Below are 25511 nucleotides of genomic sequence, written 5' to 3'. Positions count from 1 at the left end.
TCATAATCAATAAACCAAGCACCAATCAAGCAAGATGGAAATAAAAATAATCAATAAATCTGAGCACGCGCTTCCACAATATGAAACAGCCCACGCAGCAGGGATGGACCTCCTCGCATCGATAACTGAAGAAATTGTGTTGAAACCTTTGCAGCGGTTGCTCGTACCAACAGGGCTGTTTATTGAACTTCCAATTGGCTATGAAGCGCAGATCAGACCACGGAGCGGACTGGCTTATAAGCATGGCATCGGTATTGTAAACTCACCGGGTACGATTGATGCTGATTATCGTGGTGAAATAAAAGTTTTATTGGTAAATTTATCAGATACGGATTTTAAAATTTTAAATGGCGACAGAATTGCTCAAATGGTTGTGGCCAAACATGAAACCGTTAGCTGGCAGGCTGTTGCAGCATTGGGCGAAACGGCCCGTGGTGATGGCGGTTACGGCCATACCGGGAAATAAGTTTGGAGTTAGCCGTTTTCAGTTAATTTTTGGATGGATAAAATGATATGAAGTACAAAGTACATTTTCTTATCGGAGCTACTTTGTTTGGCTTCAAGGCCTTTGGTCAAAGTGTAATTGCGCCAGCCAGCAACCGTGATAGCAACATGGTAAAACAGTTGTTTTTTGCGGGGCTGCGAGAGAAAATGTCTGAAAATTATGTGCTGGCTTCTACTAATTTCAATAAAATTGTAGGTTTGGATCCTAATAACCATCCCGCTTATTTCGAGCTGGCCAATGCAAATCTCCGCCTGGACAAACTAAACGACGCAGAGCAGAATATAAAACAGGCCATTAAGTTAAATGCCGAAAACCTATGGTACTGGCGCTTACTTGGAGAGGTATATAAGCGAAACAATAAAATGCCAGAACTGATTGAGGTATTTAATCAGCTGATCCGCCTTGAGCCGGAAAATGATGCTTATTATTTTGATAAGGCCAACGCACAGTTTTTAGCCAACCAGCTTGATGCAGCAAAAAAGACTTATGACGAAATTGGTGCCAAATTTGGGGAATCAAGGGATTTGGTAAATGCAAAAAAACGGTTTCAGGCAAACGGAAGTGCAGCAGAGAGTGATATTGTTAAACTACTGGAGGGGAACCAGGCCGATGTAAAAAATTATTTATATGCAGCAGGTTTGCTTTTACAAAAAGGAAACGATCCTGAAGCTTTAAAGGTATTAAGCAAAGCACAGCAGTTAGAGCCAAATAATTTTGAGGTAAACCTTGCCCTGGCCGATATTTACCGCCGGCAGAAAAATGATGATGCTGCCTTTGGGGCATTAAAGCTGGCTTTCGAAAGTGCAGAAATGCCATTAACTGAAAAAGTCAAAATTATTGCCGCACTTTTTTCTAAACTGAACCAGCCTGTTGTAGCTAAAAATGTAACCGTACTGAGTAAGCTTGTTGCAGAAAAAAATCCAGGTGATGCTAAAGCACTGGCACTTTATGGCGATGTGTTATATCAGCAGAATAATTTAAAGGATGCTTTGGTACAGTATCAGGCCGCTTTAAAGCTCAATGAACAGATTTATGTGGTTTGGGAACAGGTAATTAATATACAGACGTTACTGGGCCATTATAATGAAGCTGTAAAAGTTGGCGATGAAGCCCTCACCATTTACCCCAATCAGGCCAGTTTATATTATTACATGGCTTATGCCTTGTTTAAAACAGGTAAATATGATGCAGCCCAGAACAACTTAAAAACCTCATTGCAATTGGATGTGGAGAACAAGAGCCTCCAGGCACAGATTTATGCCTTGCAGGGCGATATTTATATCAATCAGAATAATTTTGCCTCAGCTAAAACGGCCTTTGAAAAAGCAATATCACTCGAGCCTGATAATTACCTGATCATGAATAATTATGCCTATTACCTGGCCTTAAAAAATGATGATCTGGCAAAAGCGGCCAAATATGCCGAAACTGCGGCCAACGGTATGCCCGATAATCCATCGGTTGCCGATACTTATGCTTTTATTCTGTTTAAGCAGCAAAAGTACGATCTGGCAAAAACATGGATTGAAAAGGCCTTACAAAACAATAGCAATAAGAACGATGTTTACCTGGAGCGATATGGAGATATTCTTTTTATGAAAGGTGAAAAGGATGCGGCATTAATCCAGTGGCAAAAGGCTAAAGAGGCCGGAAACGGTTCGGAAGTATTAATTAAAAAGATAAATGAAAAGAAGTATTTTAAATAGCGTAACCCTGTTGGGAGTTGTGGTTTCTATATCGGCCTGTAAGCCTAAGAAAGAAATTGTGGTAGCTCCTCCAACCAAAGTGGAAACCAAAACCGATAATTCAAAAGCAGAAGCCTTAACTTTATTAAATAGCAAACAGCTAAAATTCAATACCCTTTCTTTAAAGGCCAAAGCTACCTTGGATATTGCCGGCGATGTGAATGATGTAACCATGAATTTCAGGATGAAGGACAAAGAGATCATTTGGGTTAGCATTACGGCATTGGGCGGGGCATACGAGCCGGCAAGAGCATTGATTACCCCTGATAGCATTAAGATTATGAACAGGGCAAAAAGCGAATATTTGAAAAAACCATTCAGCTATATTTATAATTTCACCAATAAACAGGTCAACTTTAATACCTTACAGGCCATTTTAACCGGAAATGCCATGGGCGAGTTTTTAACCCAGCAATCGGATGTTAAACAGGAAAACGGCGCCTGGGTAGTTTCGGGAAGTAAATCTGAGCTTGACTATAAATTGCTTTTTAATACACTTTTTAAAGTTGCGGAAACAAATTTGAATGATGTAAAAAATGGTCAGGCGTTAAAAGTTACCTATACCGACTATCAGAAATTAAACGAATCCTTATTTCCAAGTGCCCTACAGATCAAAACGCTATCCAAAGCCAAGAAAATAAATATCGACCTTCAGTTTGTGAAAATTGATGGCAATGTTCCTGTTGATTTTCCGTTTAATGTACCAAAGAGATTTGCAGTTGTAAAGTAAGGCTTAACTATGGTTAGGTATCTATAATGAGTTGCCAAAGTGATTCTGCTGCATTGCAAGGGTTGCTTTGGCAATATTTGCATTATATGAAGATTAAGTGAAGACAATTCTGTAATAAGCGATTATGACTTTTGTATCTCGATTTTAATACTTTTTACTATAAAATTTTTATACTTTTGGCTTAATGAAGCTACAAAAACTCCTATTTATCCTTTTTTTAAGCATGCTTACCCTTTCGGCGGTTGCACAAACTGAAAGTCAGCTCAGAAGGAAAAAAGAAGCTATACAACGCGAAATTGAACAGCTTCAAAAGAATTTAAATAAGGCTGCCAGTGGTAAAAAGCTTACCCTGCAACAGATTAATGCGATAAATGCCCAGATCAGGTTGCGCCAGGATAAAATTGGTACAATCAATTCTGAAATAAAAAATCTGGATAACCAAATCTCTCAGAACACGAATACCGTACATACGTTACAAGGCCAGTTAGGCGATCTTAAAAAGGAATATGCAGGAATGATCCGCTTTGCACAACGGAACAGAAACTCCTATGATAAGATGATGTTTATTTTTGCAGCGAAAGATTTTAACCAGGCTTATAAAAGAATAAAATATTTACAGCAGTTTAGCCAATACCGCAAAAAACAAGCTGGTTATATCGAAAATACACAGCAAGACTTAAATGGCAAGATTAAAGTGCTTGATAAAACACTTAGGGAAAAAAGTGATCTGTTAAAAGAACAGGAAAGGGAGCGTGAGCGCCTGGGTAAGGATAAAAGTGAGCAGGCGGTAGTTTTAAAGAATTTAAGCAAGCAGGAATCTCAGTTTAAGCAGGATATCAATACCCGCAAAAAACAACAGGTACAGATTGACAAGGCAATCCGTTTGGCGATCCAGAGAGCAATTGAGGAAGCCAGAAGAAAAGCTGCAGAAGAGGCCCGTATTGCTGCGGCTAAAGCAGCAGCTGAGGCAAGAGCGGCAGCAGCCAAAGCAAAAGCCGAAAACAGGCCTGCCCCGGCAGCTCCGGCAGCAGCAAAAGAGAAGAGTACCAATGAACTGCTTACCAACGATGCCGGTTCGGCTAAACTGGCAGCAGGATTTGAAAATAACCGTGGTAGATTGCCATATCCTGTTTCAGGAACAATTACTGAACATTTTGGTGTTCACAAGGTAGATCAGGCATCTATGAACAATGAGGGGGTAAACATTACAGCCTCAGAAGGTTCGGCAGTGAGGGCGGTTTTTGATGGTGAGGTTTTAGGAGTAAGCCTTATTTATGGTAAGTACGTGGTGATTTTAATGCATGGTAATTATTTTACCATTTATCAAAACCTTAAATCGGCCAGTGTAAGCAAAGGAGATAAGGTAAGTACCCGCCAAACAATAGGTGTGCTTGCAAATTCAGGAGATGTTGCCGAGCTGCACTTCGAAATTATGAGGGGACAGACAAAATTGAATCCAGAGGCCTGGATTAGTAAGTAAAAGAATAGTTTTTAAAATGTATATATTTGTATAAATTATATTAGTGATGTATCAAGGCACGTTATTAGAGTTTTTAAACATGGGTGGATCGGAGATCGTGCTCATTTTAGTGGTAGTCTTATTGTTGTTCGGTGGTAAAAAGCTACCTGAGCTTGCAAGAGGGCTGGGGAAAGGGATCAGAGAATTTAAAGATGCATCTGATGGTGTGAAGCGTGAAATTCACAGAAATATCAATGCTATGGACTTAGATAAAGAAGAAGCGGAAGAAACAGCTGTAAATAACCATAGCCAACGTCATCATCCGACAGAGGAAACACCTGTTGATGAAAAGGTTGAGGCCAGTGCGCCACATATAGACCTGGCCAAGCCTACCGACGAAAAAATTGTAACTGACAAAGAAAAAGTTTAAACAAGAAAATCATGTTAAATACAACAATAGCAGCAATGCTTGGAACACCAGAAATTATCATTATTGCGGTAGTGGTATTGTTATTATTTGGTGGTAAAAAAATTCCTGAACTGATGAGAGGTTTAGGTAAAGGTGTTAAAGAATTTAAAGATGGTAAAGATGGCGTTGATGGTGAACAGGTAGATCCATCTAACCGTGATAAAACCGTTTAATTGCAATAATTTTTAGTTTTGAAGAAATACAGCTCTCTTAAAGAGATACAATCGCTTATTTCGCAAAAGCAATTAACTTTACCCGATTTATTGGCTTATTATTTTAAGCAAATTGAAAAAAATGAACACCTCAATGCATTTAATGAGGTGTTTTTTTTATCGGCCGAAGCTCAGGCGAAAGCGATACAGCAAAAAATAGAAGAAGGTACTGCGGGTAAACTTGCAGGGATGGTGATTGGTATTAAAGATAATATCTGCTACAAAGACCATATTGTTACTGCATCTTCAAAAATGCTCGAAGGCTTTGTATCGCCATATTCCTCAACGGTTGTAGAACGTTTACTGGCGCAAGATGCCATCATTATCGGCCGGTTAAACTGTGATGAATTTGCCATGGGCGGTTCTAACGAAACTTCATTTTACGGAGCCGTTAAAAATGCCGCAAACCCTGAGCTTGTGCCGGGAGGATCTTCTGGAGGTTCTGCTGTAGCTGTTCAGGCCGATATGTGTTTATCTGCTTTGGGTACCGATACCGGAGGTTCAGTTCGCCAACCGGCTGCTTTTTGCGGACAGATTGGATTAAAGCCAACTTATGGCCGAATTTCCAGGTATGGTGTTATTGCGTACGCTTCATCTTTTGATCAGGTTGGCCCAATTACTTCATCGGTAGAAGATGCAGCCCTGCTTCTGCAGGTTTTGGCTGGTGCTGATGATTACGATTCGACAGTTTCGCCCTTAGCCGTTCCGGATTATCCTGCTCATTTAAATGAACATAAAAAACAAAAAATAGCAGTTTTAAAAGAAACGATAGAAAGCGATGCGCTTGATCCTGAAATTAAAACAGCAATTTTAAAATCAATTGATAAACTGAAAGCAGACGGGCATACGATTGAATATGTTTCTTTCGATCTTTTGGATTATTTGGTTCCGGCTTATTATATTTTAACCACAGCCGAGGCTTCCTCAAATCTTTCCAGGTATGACGGGGTGCATTATGGCCATCGTAACCTGGAAGCAAAGTCTTTAAACGAACTTTATAAGCTATCAAGGGCCGAGGGTTTTGGAGAGGAAGTGAAACGCAGGATCCTTTTAGGAACTTTTGTGTTAAGTGCCGGATATTATGATGCTTATTATCAGAAAGCGCAGCAGGTAAGGCGTTTAATAAGAGAAAAAATGGATGCTTTATTTCAGGATTACGATTTAATTCTTTCTCCTGTTGCACCTACTACTGCTTTTAAAATCGGTGATAACCTACAGGATGCGCTGGTGATGTACATGGCCGATATATTTACGGTATTGCCATCTTTAAGCGGTAACCCGGCAATTGCTTTGCCTTTAGGCAATAATAACGACAATTTGCCGTTAAGTATTCAATTTACAGCCAAACATTTTGAGGAAGATAAGCTTTTGGCTTTTTCTCAGGCTTTTTTAAAATAGGCATTAGCTCTTTGAGCTGTGTGCAGTAACTGCCATGCCGTCCTGATGTTTTCAGGACTGGCATCTATACAATGGATTCTGAATCAGGTTCGGAATGGCGGTACTGAATAAACCAATAGCCCATGATTAAAAAATTACTTTTTGCTTCAATTTGTGCTTGCTTAGGATATATTTCTTCCGCTTCTGCGCAACAAACACTCAGATTAGATAGTCTCCCGAAGGTACACAACAACATTTTTATCAATACCGATACTGTAGCGGTGCCTTCAGTTTCTGAAAACCCATTAACCATGGGACAGAACTTTATCTATAAGCTCAGGCTTGATTCCATCGCGAAAACAGTTCCACTTCCTTATAACGAATACGTACAGCAGTACATTGATATTTATGCGAAGCGTAAGGATATGTTCGGCAAAATGATTGGTTTATCGAGTTATTATTTCCCGATTTTTGATAAGGCTTTAAAAGATTATAACATTCCGCAGGAAATTAAATATTTAACCATTGTAGAATCACAGATGAACCCACATGCCATTTCCAGAGTTGGCGCAACAGGAATCTGGCAGTTTATGTTTGGCACGGGTAAAGCCTATGGCTTAAAAATGGATAATTTTGTTGATGAACGGAAAGATCCTATCCAGGCCAGTTATGCTGCCGCAGCTTATTTTAGGGATGCGTTTGAAGAACTGGGCGATTGGCTTTTGGCCATTGCTGCCTATAACTGTGGTAAAGGCAATGTAAACAGGGCCATTGAAAAAGCAGGATCAAGGGATTTTTGGGTAATCAGACAGTTTTTACCTAAAGAAACCAGAAATTATGTGCCCGCTTTTATAGCTGCTGTATATGTAATGAATTATTCTGGCAAACACCAGATTACCGCACAGGCATCGACCATGTTTTTAAAAACCGATACCGTTCAAACCACCCGTTTTGTTTCTTTATCTACACTGGCAAAGGTGCTCAATATTGAAGAGGCAGCGATGATGGCGTTAAATCCATCATATAAGAAAAAGATTGTAAACGGTACGGATGATGAGCCGAAACGGATTGTGATGCCTAAATTGAAGGATATCGATTATGCGGGTATTTATGATGTGTTAAATAATCAAGAAGTTGAAGCAAACATGAGGGTTATAGAGGCCAGCACTGATGATGTAAGGGATTTAAGAAAGAAAAAAGGTAAAAGTCTGGCCGTTTCTGCTGTAGTATACCACAAAGTTACTGCCGGTCAGAATTTAACGGCTGTAGCCAGTAAATATGGTGTTGAGGTACAGGATTTAAGGGTGTGGAACGGTTTGAAAAGTAAAACAATAGTACCGGGACAAAGGCTGAAAATTTATGCTAAAAACCGTACACCATTAAAGGCACCAGCTTCATTTTTAAGTTATACGGTTAAAACCGGCGATACCTTATCGGAGATTGCTGAAAAATTTGATGGTGCGACCGTGCAGACAATCCGTCGCGATAACCGCCTGTCTAAAGCGGGTTTGCAAGTGGGTATGATTTTGAAAATTAGTAAAGGGTAATAAACCTGCAATACAATCTTCGCTAATCTCTATCACTGCATTTCAGCTTGTCCTTTAGCCGCTGATAAAATTAGATTTTTATTAAAACCCAAACTCAAATGGCTGCGGGGAATACGGTTTTTGGCGATTTTGAAGTTAGTATTAAAAGAATGCCAGAATTGGTAGATTCAATTGAACATGCAATAGCCAGTGGCAAATTACATCCATTGGAGATCAGCGCACGATTTCATAAGTTTTTCATCTATCTCCATCCTTTTCCCGATGGTAACGGCCGTGTAGGAAGATTGATTTCCAACTATATTCTAGCCAGGTTTAAGCAACCACATCTGATTATAAAAGCCGTTGACAAAGCCACCTATTTCGAAGCACTTAAACTTTCTGATAAACATAAGGACAATAGCGTACTAACGGTCTATTTTGCCAATTTAGCCATCGAAAGGAAGAATAAGGAGATTGAACAGAAAAAAAAACTAACTCAAAACTTCGGGATGAACTTCCAGCCCAGAAAAAGGGACCGGTAGGGGAATCTCTTTCCTATATTGCTCAATTATTCTTATTTAACTTTTTTTGAACGGCTTTTTATTTTAAGCCTCATAAAAAGAATTGTACCTTTGCAGCGTCACTAATAAGTTACTTAATGAGTAATACGAATAGAAAGCAAGATGCGTTGGATTACCACTCGCAAGGCCGTCCGGGAAAGATACAAGTAGTACCCACTAAACCTACAACATCGCAAAGGGATTTAACCCTGGCATATTCTCCAGGAGTTGCTGAGCCTTGTTTAAAAATAGCAAACAATAAAGATGATGTTTATAAATATACCGCAAAGGGTAATTTAGTTGCTGTAATCAGTAATGGAACAGCGGTTTTAGGCCTGGGCAATATCGGTCCGGAAGCCGGCAAGCCGGTAATGGAAGGTAAAGGCCTTTTATTTAAAATATTCTCTGATATTGATGTATTCGATTTGGAGCTGGATACCGAAAATGTAGATGATTTTGTGAAAATCGTTAAGGCTTTGGAGCCCACTTTCGGAGGGATTAACCTTGAAGATATTAAAGCACCAGAATGTTTTGAAATTGAAAGGCGTTTAAAGCAGGAAATGAACATTCCTGTAATGCATGATGATCAGCATGGAACAGCCATAATTTCTGGTGCAGCCTTGCTAAATGCCTGCGAAATTCAGAAAAAGAAAATAGATAAAATTCAGGTTGTAGTAAGTGGCGCTGGCGCAGCAGCTGTTTCCTGCTCTAAAATGTACCTCAGTTTAGGCGTTAAAAAAGAGAATCTGGTTATGTTTGATATCAATGGATTAATTGATATTCACCGTACCGATCTGGATGATATCCGCATGAGCTTTGCCACCACCAGAAAAGGCATTTCTAATATTGGAGAGGCGATGAAGGGTGCCGATGTTTTTATCGGACTTTCGGCTGCCAACGTAATTTCTCCGGATATGTTGGTGGGGATGGCTAAAAACCCGATTGTTTTTGCCATGGCCAATCCAAATCCTGAGATTGCTTATGAACTGGCCATTAAAACACGTAAGGACATTATTATGGCTACAGGCCGTTCTGATTATCCCAACCAGGTGAACAACGTACTGGGTTTTCCTTATATTTTCAGGGGAGCGTTAGATGTTAGGGCAACCAGCATCAATGAAGCCATGAAAATTGCTGCGGTTAAGGCGATTGCAGAACTGGCTAAAAAATCGGTTCCGGAAGCTGTAAACCTAGCTTACAATGCCCGTAACTTAAAATTTGGGCGCGATTATATCATTCCAAAACCAGTTGATTTCAGGCTGATTACGGAAGTATCAACAGCGGTAGCAAAAGCAGCGATTGAGAGCGGCGTGGCCAGAAAAATCATTACCGATTGGGATGCCTATAATGAAGAATTAAGAAAACGTTTAGGCCTGGATGATGCCATTATGAGGGCGGTAACCACCAAAGCGAAGATGGATCCTAAACGTGTGGTATTTGCTGAGGCAGATAACTACAAAATTTTAAAGGCTGCCCAGATTGTAAAAGATGATAACATTGCTATTCCAATTCTTTTGGGAAATAAAGAGAAAATACAGGCAATTATCGATGAACATGCTTTGGAGCTAGATGGGGTAGAGATTATCGATCAGATGCAGAACCCTGACAAGACCAAGCAATATGCAGAAGCATTATTTAAAAAACGTCAGCGTAAGGGTGTTTCTTCTATGCGCGATGCCACTAAATTATTGAGAGACCGTAATTACTATGGTGCATCGATGGTTGAGTTTGGCGACGCCGATGCCATGATTTCGGGTTTGACCAAAAATTATGGTGCTACCATTAAGCCTGCTTTGCAGGTAATCGGGGTAGAGCCAGGCGTAAAACGTGTAGCTGGTATGTATATGATGATGACCAAAAAGGGGCCCGTTTTCTTTGGCGATACCACAGTAAACGTAGATCCAACAGCAGAAGAACTGGTGGATATTACCTTGCTGATCGATAAATCTGTTAAGCAGTTTAACATCAAACCGCGTATTGCCTTATTATCTTATTCAAATTTCGGTTCGAATGATGGGGTAACACCAAATAAAGTGAGGGAAACCGTAAACCTTCTTCATAAAAACCATCCTGAGATTGTGGTGGACGGGGAGATGCAGGGAAACTTTGCCATTAACAATGAATTGTTGCAGGATAATTTCCCTTTCAGCACTTTGGCAGATGCTCCGGCGAATACTTTGGTGTTCCCAAATCTCGAATCTGGAAACATTGCATACAAATTGTTACAAGAACTTGGAGGGGCCGAGGCGGTTGGTCCGATCCTTTTAGGGTTGAATAAACCTGTTCATATTGTTCAATTAGGTAGTTCTGTACGCGAAATCGTTAATATGGTAACCATTGCTGTTGTAGATGTGCAGGCAAAAGAAGAAATTGCAACATCGAAACGAAAAGGTATATTTGGAAAAACAACTAAAAAGTAGCATTACATGTACGCCTATATTGATGGTAAATTGACATTTAAAAACCCGGCTTATGTTGTGGTTGAAGCCGGAGGTATAGGCTATCATATTAACATATCTTTAAACACATATAGCGCTTTAGGCGATGCTGAAAGGTGTAAACTCTACACCTGGCTACATGTAAAAGAAGATGCACACACATTATACGGCTTCGCTGATGAAGGCGAACGCCGTTTATTTTTACACTTGATATCGGTAACGGGCATTGGGCCGAATACCGGCAGGATGATTTTATCGTCCATTACCCCCGTAGAGATACAAACTGCAATTGTTAAGGCAGATTTGCCTTTAATTCAGCGGATTAAGGGCCTGGGCGCAAAAACCGCACAACGCCTGGTTTTAGAGCTTCAGGATAAATTAAAAAAGGAAGGTGTAGATTCATTAATTTCTATGCCTCAACACAATACTGTGAAAGATGAAGCGTTATCAGCATTGGTAATGCTCGGATTCGCCAAACAAACCGCCGAAAAAACTATAGACCAGATATTAAAAGTGACAGAGGGAACGCTTTCGGTAGAGCAATTAATTAAACATGCTTTAAAAACTTTATAGATCTACTGCCTTTGAAGAGAATATCTACATTTCTGTTTCTCATTCCTCTTTTTTTAATTGCTTCTCAAAACGCTTACACTCAAGTTGTTCCAAGCAAGGTGGATACAATTAAGCCAAAAAATAATTTTGGTTTGAAAGAAAAAGAACGTTTGGGCCTCAGTCCAGCTGTTAATCCTTTTTATCCATCTCCAAGTAATTTAAAGCGCGTTGTAGAATACGATGCCAAAAATAAACGCTATGTAGTTAAAGAACTCATAGGAGATAATTTTGTTTTAAATACTCAATATTTAACGATTGATGAATACCAGCGTCTGGTTAGCAGTGAGATCAAACGCGGCAATTGGCGCAGTATATCGAATGCCGAGGTAAGCGATTACAGAAGCACTGGTATTATTCCGCAGATTCAGGTAAACAGTAAAGCATTCGAAAAATTATTTGGTGGAACTACCATCGATATCCAGCCCCGTGGAGAAGCCGAACTTACTTTTTTAGGCAGGGTGAATAAAAATGAAAATCCGCTTTTTAACGAAAGGCAACGGGTGCAGACAAATTTCGATTTTAACCAAAGGATCCAGATGGACCTGGTTGGAAATATCGGAACAAAACTAAAAATTAAAAGTAATTACAATACGGAGGCTCAGTTCGATTTTGAGAACCAGATTAAACTGGATTATACAGGCGGGCCGGATGATATTATCCAGAAGATTGAGGCAGGTAACGTAAGTTTGCCTTTAAATACTTCACTGATTACCGGAACACAGGCACTTTTCGGGATTAAGACACAGTTGAAATTCGGGCGGTTGAATGTGACCAGTGTATACACTCAGCAGAAATCAGAATCAAGGGAGATTAAGATTACCAACGGTGCGCAGCAAAACACCACCACCGTAAATATTGATAGTTATGAGGCCAATAAGCACTATTTCTTATCGCAGTATTTTAGAAATAATTACAACAAAAACCTGGCTAATGCCCCAATTATCACCTCGCCGATCCAGATTACCAAAATAGAGGTTTGGATTACCAATAAAGCTGGAAATACCAACGATTCACGAGATGTATTGGGTTTAATGGATTTGGGTGAAAATGTTCCTTTCAACACATCTTTGCTTACCGGCGGAACTTCGGGTTTGCCTGCCGGAACTACCGCTACAGGTTTTTCACAACAATCGAACAACCTTATTGCGCAACTAAATGCTTATCAGGGCGGGGCAATCAGACAAACAAATTCCAATGCTGTACTTTCTTTCTTCCAAACCACCCCGGCCAATAGCAGCAATACCGATAACTTTGCCAAACTTATTTATGCCAGGAAGTTAACCGAGCGCGAGTTTACTTTCCAGCCTCAACTGGGTTATTTATCATTAAACAATCCTTTAAATGCCGATGAGGTGTTGGCTGTTGCCTACCGTTATACTTATAATGGTGTGGAGTATCAGGTGGGTGAGTTTTCTACCGATGTTACTTTTGATGCTGCAAATCCAAAGGTGCTTTTTGCGAAACTTTTAAAGAACGAAACCACAAAAATTCAACTTCCTACCTGGGATCTGATGATGAAAAATATTTATTCTATCGGAGGATATCAGATCAGCAGTCAGAATTTTAAACTGGATATTTACCGCATTGATAATGAAACCGGTGTGGATAACCCGGTAATGACCGAAGGACAGAATACGGCCAATAAGCAATGGATTGCCTTAACGGAGTTTGACAGGTTAAACCAGCAAAATGAGCGCAAACCGGATGGTATTTTCGATTTTGTGGCCGCAAATAATGCTTTTGGCTCATACTCTACCGCAAGTAATGCCAACCAGGCCAGTATGTTCGGGGTGGGCAGTAATGGGCAAACATCATTGGTTACCAACACCAATTCGGGATATATTACCATCGATCCGGCAAATGGAAGGATTATTTTTCCGGTGATTGAACCTTTTGGTAAAGATTTGGCAGCAAGGTTTTTACCAAGTGAACAGGCCTTGATCAATAAATATACCTTTACCGCACTTTACGATTCTACGCAAACCATTGCCAAGCAGTTGTTTCAAAATCAGAACAGGTACATTATTAAGGTGAATTATCAATCTGATATTTCCTCTGAATTCAGTTTAAATGCAATCAATGTTCCTGAAGGATCTGTAAAGGTTTTTGCAGGAACAATGCCACTAACGGAAGGTGTGGATTTTACAGTTGATTACCAGGGAGGCCGGGTGAGCATTATCAACCAGGCACTTTTGGTTTCCGGTCAGCCCATCAGGATTACCACAGAAAACAATGAGCTTTTTGGCTTGCAGCAAAGGTCGCTTTTTGGAACCCGTTTGGATTACCGCGTAAACAACAAGCTGAATCTGGGTGGAACGATCATGAACCTCACCGAAAAACCCTTAACCCAAAAAGTAAATATTGGTGAAGAACCTATTTCGAATACCATTTGGGGAGCAGATATCAATTACAGCTCACCATCGCGGTTTTTAACTAAAATGGTAGATAAGTTGCCGTTTATTTCTACCAAAGCCCCATCCAGTGTAACCTTTTACGGTGAATTTGCACAACTGATTCCGGGCCACCCACGAGCACTTAATTTTGCAGGAAGTAAAAATGGGGTAAGTTATCTTGATGATTTTGAAGCATCGCGGTCGGTAATCGATTTAAAAAGTGCCATTGCCTGGCAGTTATCAGGTACGCCACAACTTTTTTCCGAGTACGATAAGTCTAATGATTTATCGTATGGTTACAACCGCGCAAGAATTGCTTTTTATAATATAGACCCTACGTTTTACAACTCGGCGGCCTCAACTACACCAGCCAATATCAGGGGCAACCGCTCTGAACTTTCCAATCACTATGTAAGGGAGGTAATTGAGCAGGAGGTTTTTCCTTTTAAAGAAACCGCCACCGGACAGGCATTAAACATTACCACTTTTGATGTGGCATATTACCCTACGGTTAGGGGGCCATATAATTTCCGTACCACTGATTTTAGGCCGGATGGAAGCTTGCTGCAACCAAGAAATAACTGGGGCGGTTTTCAGCGGAAAATTGAAACCAATGATTTTGAAGCACTGAATGTTGGCTTTATTGAGTTTTGGGTAATGGATCCATTCATCTATAAACCGAATTCTGCAGGAGGTGATATGTATTTCAATTTAGGAAATATCTCAGAAGATATTCTTAAAGATGGAAGAAAATCGTTAGAGAATGGCTTGCCGGCCACAAACGATCCCACCAAATATGATGAAACTGCATGGGGCCGTGTACCAAAATTACAGCCGGTTGTGCAGGCGTTTGATAACAATGCCAACGCACGCAGGGCGCAGGATGTGGGTTTGGATGGACTATCTGATGCGGATGAAAAAATTAAGTTTGCTGCGGCCATTACACAGATTAAAGGCCAGTTGAATGCTACTGCTTCTAGTGCGCTTGATGCCGATCCATCATCAGATAATTATGCTTATTTCAGAGGGCCGGCTTTAGATCAGATCAATGCAGGGATTCTTAAACGGTATGAGAAATACAATGGAACTGAGGGCAACTCGAAAACCTCACAACAATCGCAGGAAGAATTAGGGCTCGAAAATTCGGCTTCTACTTCATTGCCGGATGGTGAGGATATTAACCGCGACAACAACATGACCCAAAGTGATGAATACTTTCAATATAAAGTTTCCATCCGTCCGGGAGATTTAAACGTTGGACAGAATTTTATTACCGATAAAGTAACCTCTCAGGTAAAACTGGCCAACGGAAATACACAGGCTGTTTCATGGTACCAGTTCAGGATTCCAATCGGGCAATATCAAGATAAGGTTGGTGGAATTCAGGATTTCAAATCAATCCGTTTTTTCAGGATGTTTATGACCAATTTTGCTGATACCGCGATTATGCGTTTTGCAAAGCTGCAGCTTATCCGTGGTGAATGGAGAGAGTATAACGCATCAAATGTTGCCGCGCAGGTAATTGTTGATCCATCATTGCCAGCCTTAACACCTGATAATTCTACCATCGAAGTTTCAACTGTTAATATTGAAGAAAATGGTAAACGTTCGCCTATCCCTTATGTAACTCCTCCGGGTATTTTGCGCGAGCGTGATTATAGCAATTACCGTGGCGATACCAGGCTGAATGAACAATCGCTCTCGGTGAGTGTGAAAAATTTAAGGGATGGTTATAGCCGGGCGGCATTTAAAACTGCGTACAGCGATTTTAGATCTTACAAACATTTAGAAATGTTCGTTCATGCAGAGGCCATTAATAATCAATTGTTAAATGATAACGATGTTTCGGCCTTTTTAAGGATCGGAACCGATAACCAGGATAATTATTACGAATATGTAATGCCTTTAAAGGTTACCAACCCAGGTACCAGCGATCCTGATGCCATCTGGCCGGAAGCCAATAGAATGGATATTGATCTGACGCTTTTCCAAAACGCAAAGTTGGCCCGTAACGTAGCAAAACTGGCAAACGGACAACCCTGGCCTACCAATGTACCATTTACCTATACTGACGGATTGAGAACCATAGTTGTAAAAGGGCAGCCCGACATGAGCAAGGTTAGGGTGTATATGGTGGGGATTAAAAACCCTTTGCGTACCGTTACTGATGGGGCTAGGGATGATGGCCAGGATAAAAATGCGCTGGTTTGGTTCAATGAGTTAAGGTTGACCGAATTTGATGAAAAAGGTGGATGGGCAGCAACAGGCAGACTGAATTTGAAACTTGCAGATTTTGCAGATGTAAATATTTCCGGTAGTAAATCCACTATCGGTTTTGGTTCTATAGATTCGAAAGTGAGTGAAAGAAACCGTGCGGATAATGTGCTGTTGGATGTTTCTTCGGCCATGGAACTTGGTAAATTCCTTCCACAAAAATCAGGGGTTAAAATTCCGATGTTTGTAAGTTATTCCAAACAGGTTTCAACACCACAGTACAACCCAAGAACACCGGATATTGAACTGAAAAATGCTTTGGATCAATCAACCAAGGCCCAAAAAGATTCTATTTTGAATTTTGCACAGGATTACACCGTTAGGAGAGGGATCAACTTTACCAACGTAAGGAAAGACCGTGTAAACAACAGTAAACCCATACACCTTTGGGATATTGAAAACTTTTCGGCAAGTTATGCTTACACACAGTACAACCACCGCGATTTTATTAATCAAAGCAGCATACAGAATACTTACAGGGCATCATTACAATATAGCTATTCAAAAGAAGCCAAAACCATTGCCCCTTTCGAAAAAATTATTAAGTCTAACATGCTTGCCTTATTAAAGGATTTTAACTTTAGTATTTTTCCGAGCGCAATCAATTTCAGAATTGATGTAGACCGTTTGTACTCAGAAAATACCTTAAGAAATAACGATCCTAACAACACCATCGGGGTTTACCAGAGTGGCTACGGCACTACCTTTAATAAGAACTTTACCATGAGCAGGATTTATGGTATCGCCTGGAACCTCACCCGTTCGTTACAACTGGATTTTAATGCTACAAACTATTCCATTATAGATGAACCCGACGGTAGAATTGAAGGATTGAAACGGGATACGGTTTGGGAAAATTTAAAACGGTTGGGCCGGACTACCGATTATAACCACAACCTTAATGTAACCTATAATCTGCCGATCGATAAAATACCAGGGCTAAACTGGGTTACGGTAAAAACCCGTTACGGCACCAACTTTAACTGGCAAACCGAGCCGCTTTCTACCCTGCGCGATCCAAACATTAACCTTGGAAATACGGTTCAAAACAGCAGAACGGTTCAGGTAAATCCTACCTTAAACTTAACAACGCTGTACAATAAATTTGGCTTTATCCGCAACGCAGGTAATGACCAGGATGGCGGTGGAGCCAAGAACTTTTTCATTAATTTGTTAACGAGTTTGAAAAATGTAAATGCCAGTTTTGTACAAACAAAAGGTATTTTCTTGCCTGGCTATCTGCCAACAACCAAGTATTTCGGTATTGACAATGCCACCGGAGCTCCAGGTTTAGGTTTCGCATTCGGCAGTCAGCGCGATATCCGTGAAATGGCATTGAACAACGGCTGGTTAACTACAGATACTTTGCAGACTCAGCTTTATGTGAACACACTCCGCGAAGATTTACAGCTTACCGGCCAGGTTGAGCCTTTTAAAGATTTACGGATCACTTTAAAAGCGAATAAAGCGCAAACCAGAAATTTTTCCACCAACTTCAGGTATGTGGCAAGTGCATCATCATTCGAGAATTTAAGTGCAATTACAACAGGCGATTATAGCGTTTCGTACATTGCCCTGGGTACTGCCTTTAAAGAAAGCAATTCTAGCACGGTTTCTTCTTTGTTTAACCAGTTTATGGCCAACAGGATTATTATTTCGAGAAGGTTGGGTGCACAAAATCCAAATTCTTCAGGTATTAACAGCGGTTTTGCCGATGGTTATGGCAAAGAGAGTCAGGATGTAATTATTTCTGCATTTATGGCTGCATATTCTGGTAAGGATGCTGGTAAAACAAAAATGAATGCTTTCCCGAAAATACCGCTTCCGAACTGGAGTTTGACCTATAGCGGTTTAACGCGGATTCCTTTTATTGCCGATAAATTTTCATCAGTAGATATCAGGCATGGTTACCGTTCTGCTTATAATATCAATGGATTTAATTCATTGCTGCGTTATCAGGAAACCAATGGTGGGGTAAGCAGCAGGGATGTGAACAACAACTTTTTGCCCGAATACCAGTTTGCACAGGTAACCATTTCCGAATATTTTTCACCACTGATCGGTGTTGATACCAGGTTTAAAAATAACCTAACAGCATCTTTTGAATTAAACCGTTCGAGGTTGCTCGGCCTGAGTTTATCAAACAGTCAGCTGGCACAATTATCAGAAAACAATATGGTATTGGGTTTAGGTTATCGTACCAATAAATTCCGTTTTCCGTTTGGATGGTTTAAAAGCCTGAAAATGGATAATAATATGGATTTTAAATTGGATGTAGCCATTCGTGATAATAAAACCGTGATTTACCGGGCCGATGTTACCGAAGCGGAAGTATCATCAGGAGCGAAAAACATTACCTTGAGGCCAAGTGTAGATTATGTGTTAAATCAGAAATTTAATATCAAATTGTTTTACGATTCGAACATTACAAAACCATATACTTCACAAACTTTTAATACCTCGTTCAGTAATTTTGGCTTTAGCTTAAGGTTTACATTGAATTAACCGGATACAGCTGATATTGGGAAGAAGTTGCGTTATAAAAGCTTAAATGTTACTTAAATAAGTCCTTCTTAGAGTCCAGGAAAGCAAATATTCCATTAGCATGCAGCTCTTCAGTTTCGATTTTTATTGATCACTTAAAGGTGTTAGCTCATTACCCGGGCTTTTATTCGGTAACTTCCTGAATGGCTTGCCTTCACGGACAGCGAAAAATATGCTGGATATAAATGCAATTAAAAACATTGGCGAATAACTGAATAATAGATAATCTAAAGCCATGAAAAAGATGTTCCCACTGGCAACCAGATAAAGGATAAAGGTTACGATAGCGTGAGCCACAGGCCTATCATTGATGAACCTTAAATAACCTACTTTTTTGACCGTATACCTATTGACCATAATGAAGGCGGCAAGAATCGCTACAAATAAAAATATATGATTGAAGGGAAGGTTAAAACTAAACATCCAATTCGCTGGGTTGATGATCCTGATCAATGCGATGTAGGCAAATCCAATAACCATAGTTAGTGGTGCTGAAGCCAGCAGGGTAGTTAAGCATACTTTTAAGGCGTAGCGTAATGAAGATTTCATGTTGAGCGTTAATTGGTTAAGTGAATATAACTATTTTTCCTCAATCTGTTTAATCATAATATCTTATGCTTGCGAACGCCCGGTCAAATCAAATTAACCTTTTCTGGTAAGTTAATTCTCCAGGCATTGCGATATGTTAAACTTAATTGTATTTTTGGTGCATAAACTATCGGTTTGTAAAATCCATAAGATATTTGGCAGGCTGGCTTAAAGAATAAAATACATAACTTATATTCAATAATTTACAACTAATGAATTTTCCATCAGAATTAAAATACACTAAAGACCACGAGTGGGTTAAAGTTGAAGGTAACGAAGCTTATATTGGTGTTACCGATTTCGCACAGCGCGAATTAGGTGATATCGTTTATGTTGATATCAACACTGTAGGCAGCGAAGTAGCTAAAGAAGAAGTTTTCGGTACAGTAGAAGCTGTTAAAACTGTTTCTGATTTGTATATGCCAGTTACTGGAACGGTATTGGAAGTAAATGCTGAATTAAACGACAATCCGGAACTTGTTAACTCTGATCCTTACGGAAAAGGCTGGATGGTGAAAGTATCTTTAGCCGATTTAGCTGAAGTAGAAGGTTTATTAACAGCAGAAGCATACCAGGAATTGGTAGGCGCCTAATCTTTATATTTTGTACGAAGCACTAAAACAGCAAAAATGGGCCATTCTTTGGACAATTGTCGTTTTAGTGCTTTGTAATATGCAAATTTCCGACTCTGTTGGCGAGAGCGGGTTTTTCTTCAAAGGTTTTGATAAGATGACCCACATGGGCTTTTTCTTTGTCTTATCAGTTTTGCTCTTCTACGGAAAAATAAGGTATCAGCATACTTTTGCTTTCAGAACCTTAACTATTTTCAAAATTTTGCTCATCAATGCGATTATTGGCGGGGGAATTGAATTGTTACAATGGAAAGTTTTTACCTATCGCTCGGCTGAATGGTGGGATTTTGGTTGCGATATGCTCGGCGCATCCATGGCTGTTTTTAGTTATGTACTGCTTCATAAATTGAATTTCAATGAAAACGAAAATTAGCATTATCATTGTAATTGTAGCCATAAGCTTAAATGGATGCAGCATCTTTAAAAAAAACTGTCATTGCCCAAAGGTTTATTACAAAAGTTATCCTGCTCAAAGAAAATAACATCTTTCTGAGCCTTTCTTTGCATTTGGCAGCTCTGCCAGGGGCTGTATTTAAAATGTTACCAAGCTTTTAACACACCTTAACAAACCTTTAGGCTTTTCTACAGTCTGATAGCTTAGTTTTATAATATAATATCTAATTTTTTTTGATGAAAAGGAACGTTCAGAGGGCAATATTGGTTGTTCTCCTATTTTGTGGTTACATCGCCCAGGCTCAAAATACTGGCTCGATAAGCGGGAAAGTAATTAACGCGAAAGATAAAAAGCCCGTTGATTTTGCTACCATAGCAATTAAGAGCTTAAAAGACTCTAGTGTTGTGGCCTCAGGTCAAACCAATCCTGATGGAAGTTTTAGCTTTAAAGCCATTGCGCCAGGGAAATATAGAATTTACTCCGCCTTTTTAGGTTTAAAAACAGCTACAAAAGATATTGAAGTGGCTAAAGCAGCAGTTAATGCTGGCGATATTGCCATGAGTGATGATGGTGTTGATTTAAATACCGTTAACGTTACGGCCACTATACCTATTGTGGTGAAAAAAGATACTTTGGAATTTGATGCAAAATCAATCAAAGTGCGTGAGAATGCCGTGGTAGAAGATCTTTTGAAAAAAGTACCCGGTGTAGAAGTAGCCAAAGATGGAAGCATAAAAGCCCAGGGCGAAACCATAACCAAGGTTAAAGTAGATGGTAAAGAGTTTTTTGGCAACGACCCTCTACTGGCAACTAAAAACCTTCCTGCCGACATGGTAGATAAAATTCAGGTAATTGATGAACTTTCTGAGCAGGCTCAATTTACCGGTATTGATGATGGTACAAGAAATAAAATCTTGAACATTACCACTAAAAATGGAATGAAACATGGTTATTTCGGGAACAGTACAGCAGGTTATGGCTCTAATGACCGTTATGATGCCAGCCTGAACGTAAATAAATTTGATGACGACAGGCAGATCAGTTTTATCGGGCAGTTTAATAATGTAAACAAACAAAACTTTGGCCAGGGTGGTGGTGTAGGTAATGGCTTTGGAGGTGGCGGCGGCCGCGGTGGTTTCGGTGGCGGCGGCGGTGGCGGAGGAAATGCTAACGGAAATGGCGGCATTACCAATACAAATGCAGCAGGTTTAAACTTTGCCGATACCTATAAAGATGGTACACAGTTTCAGGCCAGCTATTTCTTTAACAAAGCAACATCCGAACGGTTGCAAAATTCATTTACACAAAATTTAACAGGTAGTACCAATGACATTACGGAGGATATAAGTAATAATACCGACCGTATTAACCACCGTTTTAATTTTATGGTGGATACCAAAATAGATCCCTCATTATCAATTAAAATACAGCCAAACCTGGCTTATACTGAAACCGATGGAAACAATTTAAATTCGTACACCCGGATACTTTCTGATGGTTCAACTGTTGGTACACAGCGCAACAACACAACTGCCGCTACTCCTACTTTCAGCAATAACCTGTTAATCCGCAAAAGTTTTAAACGTAGAGGACGTACATTATCTTTAAATGTAAGCACAAACATAAATGATAATGATGGAACAAACCTTAATTACAGGAGTGATAAAATTACAGTCGGAACAGTAGCAAGAGATACTGTTACCAATCAATTGAATAATACCAATAGCCATTCTATAAGTAATACCACAAGGGCAGTTTATACAGAGCCGTTAAACAAAACCTTAAGTGTAGAATTTAATTACCAGAACGGGTATTCAAATAGCGATTCGCAAAGAGATGTGCTTAATTACAATCCTATAACTTTGCAATATGACCTTGTAAACAATACTTTCTCAAACATTTATAATAACCGTACCCTTACCAATGCGGCAGGCGTAAGTTTGACAACAACAGAGAAAAAGTACAACTGGAATATTGGTGTGGCTGCGCAGCAAACCAACAGGGTAAATACCAATTTAACCACTGGCTTAAAGCGTACGCAGAATTTTATCAATATTACGCCATCTGCACAGTTCAGGTATAATTTTAGCAACCGTAAACGTTTGTTTATTAATTATCGTGGCTCTACCACTCAACCGAGTATCGACCAGATTCAGCCAATTCCTGATAATACAAATTCGCAAACCATTTACGTGGGTAACCCAGCTTTAAAACCCTCTTTCAATAACCAGTTGAGGATTAATTTCAATAACTTCAATATTGAAAACGGCAGATTCTTTTTTGCTGGCTTAAATTTGACCCAAACTTTCAACAGTATCGGTAACAGTGTTTCACAGCTGCCTAGTGGTATCCAACAAGTGAGTTATGTTAATGTTGATGGCGTTTATGCAGGTAATGCCAATGCAACATGGTCTTTACCTTTAATGGCAGAGCGTAAATTAACCTTAAATATTTCAGGTAATGGGGCTTATAACAGGAATGTAAATTACATTATTCCAAGAGGCGGTACCACATCTGTTAAAAACATTACCAATTCGTACACCATTTCCAACGGTTATAAACTGGTTACCAATGTTGATAAATTTGATTTAACGGGTGGTATTACCGGTAGTTATACCAATTCAACCTTTTCAGCACAGCAATCTTCCAATACACAGTTTTACACCATTAATCCAAGCTTTGATGTAAGTTATGTATTGCCAGCCAATATCAGGTTAGCCATAGATATTGATTATTTCAGAAATTTTGGTGGTGGGGATCTGTATAACCAGGAATATACCATCCTTAATCCATACATCAGCCGTCAGTTCTTTAAAAACAGAGGTACATTTAAATTCTCTGTTAATGATGCACTTAACCAGAACACAGGAGTAAGCAGAACAGCTACAGGCACATCAATTCAGGATGTTAACTTTAATGTGTTAAAACGCTATTATATGTTGTCATTCACTTATTCGTTAACCCGTATTGGTGGCCGAACAATGAGTGGAGATATGCAGATGCCAGGTCAGCGCGGTGGAAACGGCGGAGGCGGTGGTCGTACCAGAATGTAAAGTCCATATAACTAAGTTCACTGAACTAATTTTCGAAAGTCCCGGTTTTTAACCGGGACTTTTTTGTTTTCGTGCGCCGGGCATGGCAATCGACTATAGGGTTCAAGTCCCGAACACGCTTAGCAGTAGGAAGTGTTAGCTCGAGACAAGGGTGTCGTGGGTGACTGCGAATCTGAAGGAAGTCCGCGGCAAATATGGGGGCTTACGAACAGAAACTGTATACGAGGCGGATTTAGTCCGGGTGATGTTGCGAAACAAACAGAAGCCCAATACTGCACGGGGACTATTACGCAGATACAGAGGCCACATCCATAGGAAGTAGATTGTCTTACCCCGGGAGATCTGAATGAGTTCTGTCAATTGTAAGCGCGATTACAGGAGAAGAAACATTTGGCAGAGATGTTAAATGCCTCAATCAGAAGTCAGCAGCGGTCGTAGTACTGCATTTTTCGGATGCAGAAAGGACCAAATGTTAGGATGGCAAAGGAAACAGGAAGTTTATGGCAGAGCGTTTACAGCGGAACCACATTAGAGAACTGCTTATATGAGGGTAGGACGGAATCCGAGAGTAAATTATAAGAGGAGCTGAGCCGAGCCGTGCAACCAATGTACACAATGCCTGGGAAGGAGTTTTTTTTTTAGTATTATGCTTGAAGAAATATTAGACATCCGAAATGTACAAAGAGCCTTTAGGCAGGTTACTGCCAATAAGGGTGCTGGTGGTATTGATGGTATGCAGACCGATGAACTTCGCGACTACCTGAATGCTAACTGGCAGGCATTACGGAGTGATATTTTATCAGGCCATTACCGACCGAACGCTGTAAGAAAGGTAGAGATTCCCAAAGGCAGTGGTGGTAAGAGGATGCTTGGCATCCCAACGGTCATTGACCGGTTGATCCAGCAGGCCATCTCTCAATGGCTGAGCCCCAAGTACGAGGGCGACTTTTCCTCTGATAGTTATGGTTTCCGGCCAGATCGCAATGCCCATCAGGCAGTGTTAAAGGCTCAGGAATATCTTAACACAGGTTACACCTGGATTGTGGAACTTGACCTGGACAAATTTTTTGACCGGGTAAACCATGATAAACTTATGCATCTGCTGTCAGTAAAGATAAAGGATAAGCGGACATTGAAGCTTATTCGTCTTTATTTGAGTGTGGGGATCATGGAGAATGGATTGGTCAGCCCAAGAAAAGAAGGAACGCCACAAGGCAGTCCATTAAGTCCGTTACTATCAAATGTTATCCTTCACGAACTCGATGTTAAGCTCGAAGAGCGTGGGCACAGGTTCGTGCGATATGCTGATGATTGCAGTATCTATCTAAGAAGCAGGAAATCAGCACACCGGGTAATGAGAAGTATTTCAGTATATCTGGAAGACTGCCTGAAACTGAAGGTTAACAGGGAGAAAAGTAAGGTTAGCAGGCCAAGCCAAAGTAGTCTGCTCGGGTTTTCATTCTATGGTAGCAAAGAGGGATGGAAGATGCGAATTTCATCCAAATCTCTAAGAGCGATCAAGGAGAAAATCCGGGAGCAAACTAAACGTAGCCAACCAGTTCCATTCCAAGAAAGAATATTAACGCTTAAGGAAATCATTCATGGTTGGGTTAATTATTTCTCTATTGCAGAAGCAAAGAGTCATATGACCAGACTGGACGAGTTGATGAGGACCAGACTGCGGATTGTTCTTTGGAAGCAATGGAAGAGTATAACGGGTAGAGCGCGGAATTTAATGAAGATGGGGTTGGTAAAATCAAGGGCCTATCAATTGGCCAATACCCGTAAGGGGTACTGTAGGACTGCAAACAGCCCGATATTACTTACAACCCTTGACAAGAAGTTCTTTTTGAGGCATGGACTTGATGGATTTACCAATTATTACTATTGGAAAACGACACACCAAACGAAGTTATTCTAACAAACCGCCGTATACCGAACGGTACGTACGGTGGTGTGAGGAGACAGCAGGGAAACTAATTCCCTGCTTCTTACTCGAT

Annotated in this window: 18 protein-coding genes; 17 read left to right on the top strand and 1 reads right to left on the bottom strand. The window is 40.2% G+C overall.

Going from position 1 to position 25511, the window contains the following annotated elements; all coding sequences use genetic code 11:
• The first annotated feature begins 34 nt into the window (after positions 1-34).
• The 12 genes from dut to sov all read left to right on the top strand — a co-directional run bounded on the left by dut (position 35) and on the right by sov (position 18805).
• On the top strand, positions 35-466 hold the full coding sequence (gene dut, locus ACZZZW_RS00090) for a dUTP diphosphatase (RefSeq protein ID WP_463491961.1): 432 nt from the start codon (positions 35-37) through the stop codon (positions 464-466).
• 47 nt (positions 467-513) lie between these two features.
• Entirely contained in the window at positions 514-2211 is a 1698-nt protein-coding gene (locus tag ACZZZW_RS00085) for a tetratricopeptide repeat protein (RefSeq protein WP_463491960.1), read from the top strand.
• On the top strand, positions 2189-2980 hold the full coding sequence (gene lolB1, locus ACZZZW_RS00080) for a lipoprotein insertase outer membrane protein LolB1 (protein WP_055910599.1): 792 nt from the start codon (positions 2189-2191) through the stop codon (positions 2978-2980). The genes ACZZZW_RS00085 and lolB1 overlap by 23 nt, the downstream gene beginning before the upstream one ends.
• Positions 2981-3164: 184 nt before the next feature.
• Positions 3165-4460 (top strand): murein hydrolase activator EnvC family protein, encoded by a 1296-nt coding sequence (locus ACZZZW_RS00075; RefSeq protein WP_463491959.1) that lies wholly within the window; start codon positions 3165-3167, stop codon positions 4458-4460.
• A 46-nt stretch (positions 4461-4506) separates the two neighbouring features.
• Complete coding sequence (locus ACZZZW_RS00070; RefSeq protein WP_055910593.1) at positions 4507-4869, top strand: Sec-independent protein translocase subunit TatA/TatB; 363 nt, start codon at positions 4507-4509, stop codon at positions 4867-4869.
• A gap of 11 nt (positions 4870-4880) precedes the next feature.
• Positions 4881-5081: a Sec-independent protein translocase subunit TatA/TatB gene (locus ACZZZW_RS00065; protein ID WP_029287719.1), complete on the top strand. Its 201-nt coding sequence runs from the start codon at positions 4881-4883 to the stop codon at positions 5079-5081.
• 18 nt (positions 5082-5099) lie between these two features.
• Positions 5100-6518 (top strand): Asp-tRNA(Asn)/Glu-tRNA(Gln) amidotransferase subunit GatA, encoded by a 1419-nt coding sequence (gatA, locus tag ACZZZW_RS00060; protein ID WP_463491958.1) that lies wholly within the window; start codon positions 5100-5102, stop codon positions 6516-6518.
• Between the two features lie 122 nt (positions 6519-6640).
• On the top strand, positions 6641-8044 hold the full coding sequence (locus ACZZZW_RS00055; protein WP_055910589.1) for a lytic transglycosylase domain-containing protein: 1404 nt from the start codon (positions 6641-6643) through the stop codon (positions 8042-8044).
• A gap of 98 nt (positions 8045-8142) precedes the next feature.
• Positions 8143-8565: a Fic family protein gene (locus ACZZZW_RS00050; protein WP_463491957.1), complete on the top strand. Its 423-nt coding sequence runs from the start codon at positions 8143-8145 to the stop codon at positions 8563-8565.
• 116 nt (positions 8566-8681) lie between these two features.
• Positions 8682-11003 carry an NADP-dependent malic enzyme gene (locus ACZZZW_RS00045; RefSeq protein WP_463491956.1) on the top strand — a complete coding sequence of 774 codons (2322 nt, stop codon included), beginning with the start codon at positions 8682-8684 and terminating at the stop codon, positions 11001-11003.
• Positions 11004-11009: 6 nt separating this feature from the next.
• Positions 11010-11594, top strand: coding sequence for a Holliday junction branch migration protein RuvA (ruvA, locus tag ACZZZW_RS00040; RefSeq protein WP_055910579.1), 585 nt, complete (start codon positions 11010-11012; stop codon positions 11592-11594).
• A gap of 11 nt (positions 11595-11605) precedes the next feature.
• Positions 11606-18805: a T9SS outer membrane translocon Sov/SprA gene (sov, locus tag ACZZZW_RS00035; protein WP_463491955.1), complete on the top strand. Its 7200-nt coding sequence runs from the start codon at positions 11606-11608 to the stop codon at positions 18803-18805.
• A 123-nt stretch (positions 18806-18928) separates the two neighbouring features.
• Here the strand turns inward: sov and ACZZZW_RS00030 are convergent, their stop codons facing one another.
• The gene (locus tag ACZZZW_RS00030; protein WP_463491954.1) at positions 18929-19393 is read right to left on the bottom strand and encodes a hypothetical protein; all 465 of its coding nucleotides are present in this window, start codon (positions 19391-19393) and stop codon (positions 18929-18931) included.
• A gap of 251 nt (positions 19394-19644) precedes the next feature.
• Here ACZZZW_RS00030 and gcvH point away from each other — a divergent pair, with 251 nt between their 5' ends.
• The 5 genes from gcvH to ltrA all read left to right on the top strand — a co-directional run bounded on the left by gcvH (position 19645) and on the right by ltrA (position 25432).
• Positions 19645-20025, top strand: coding sequence for a glycine cleavage system protein GcvH (gene gcvH / locus ACZZZW_RS00025; RefSeq protein WP_463491953.1), 381 nt, complete (start codon positions 19645-19647; stop codon positions 20023-20025).
• A 10-nt stretch (positions 20026-20035) separates the two neighbouring features.
• On the top strand, positions 20036-20437 hold the full coding sequence (locus ACZZZW_RS00020; protein ID WP_055910567.1) for a VanZ family protein: 402 nt from the start codon (positions 20036-20038) through the stop codon (positions 20435-20437).
• 32 nt (positions 20438-20469) lie between these two features.
• Positions 20470-20619 (top strand): hypothetical protein, encoded by a 150-nt coding sequence (locus tag ACZZZW_RS00015; RefSeq protein WP_463491952.1) that lies wholly within the window; start codon positions 20470-20472, stop codon positions 20617-20619.
• Between the two features lie 75 nt (positions 20620-20694).
• Positions 20695-23511, top strand: coding sequence for an outer membrane beta-barrel protein (locus ACZZZW_RS00010; protein WP_463491951.1), 2817 nt, complete (start codon positions 20695-20697; stop codon positions 23509-23511).
• Between the two features lie 646 nt (positions 23512-24157).
• Positions 24158-25432 carry a group II intron reverse transcriptase/maturase gene (ltrA, locus tag ACZZZW_RS00005; protein ID WP_463491950.1) on the top strand — a complete coding sequence of 425 codons (1275 nt, stop codon included), beginning with the start codon at positions 24158-24160 and terminating at the stop codon, positions 25430-25432.
• The last annotated feature ends 79 nt before the right edge of the window (positions 25433-25511 follow it).

Source organism: Pedobacter sp. AC379, assembly GCF_979258145.1.
This window is presented reverse-complemented; position numbering and strand designations above follow the sequence as displayed.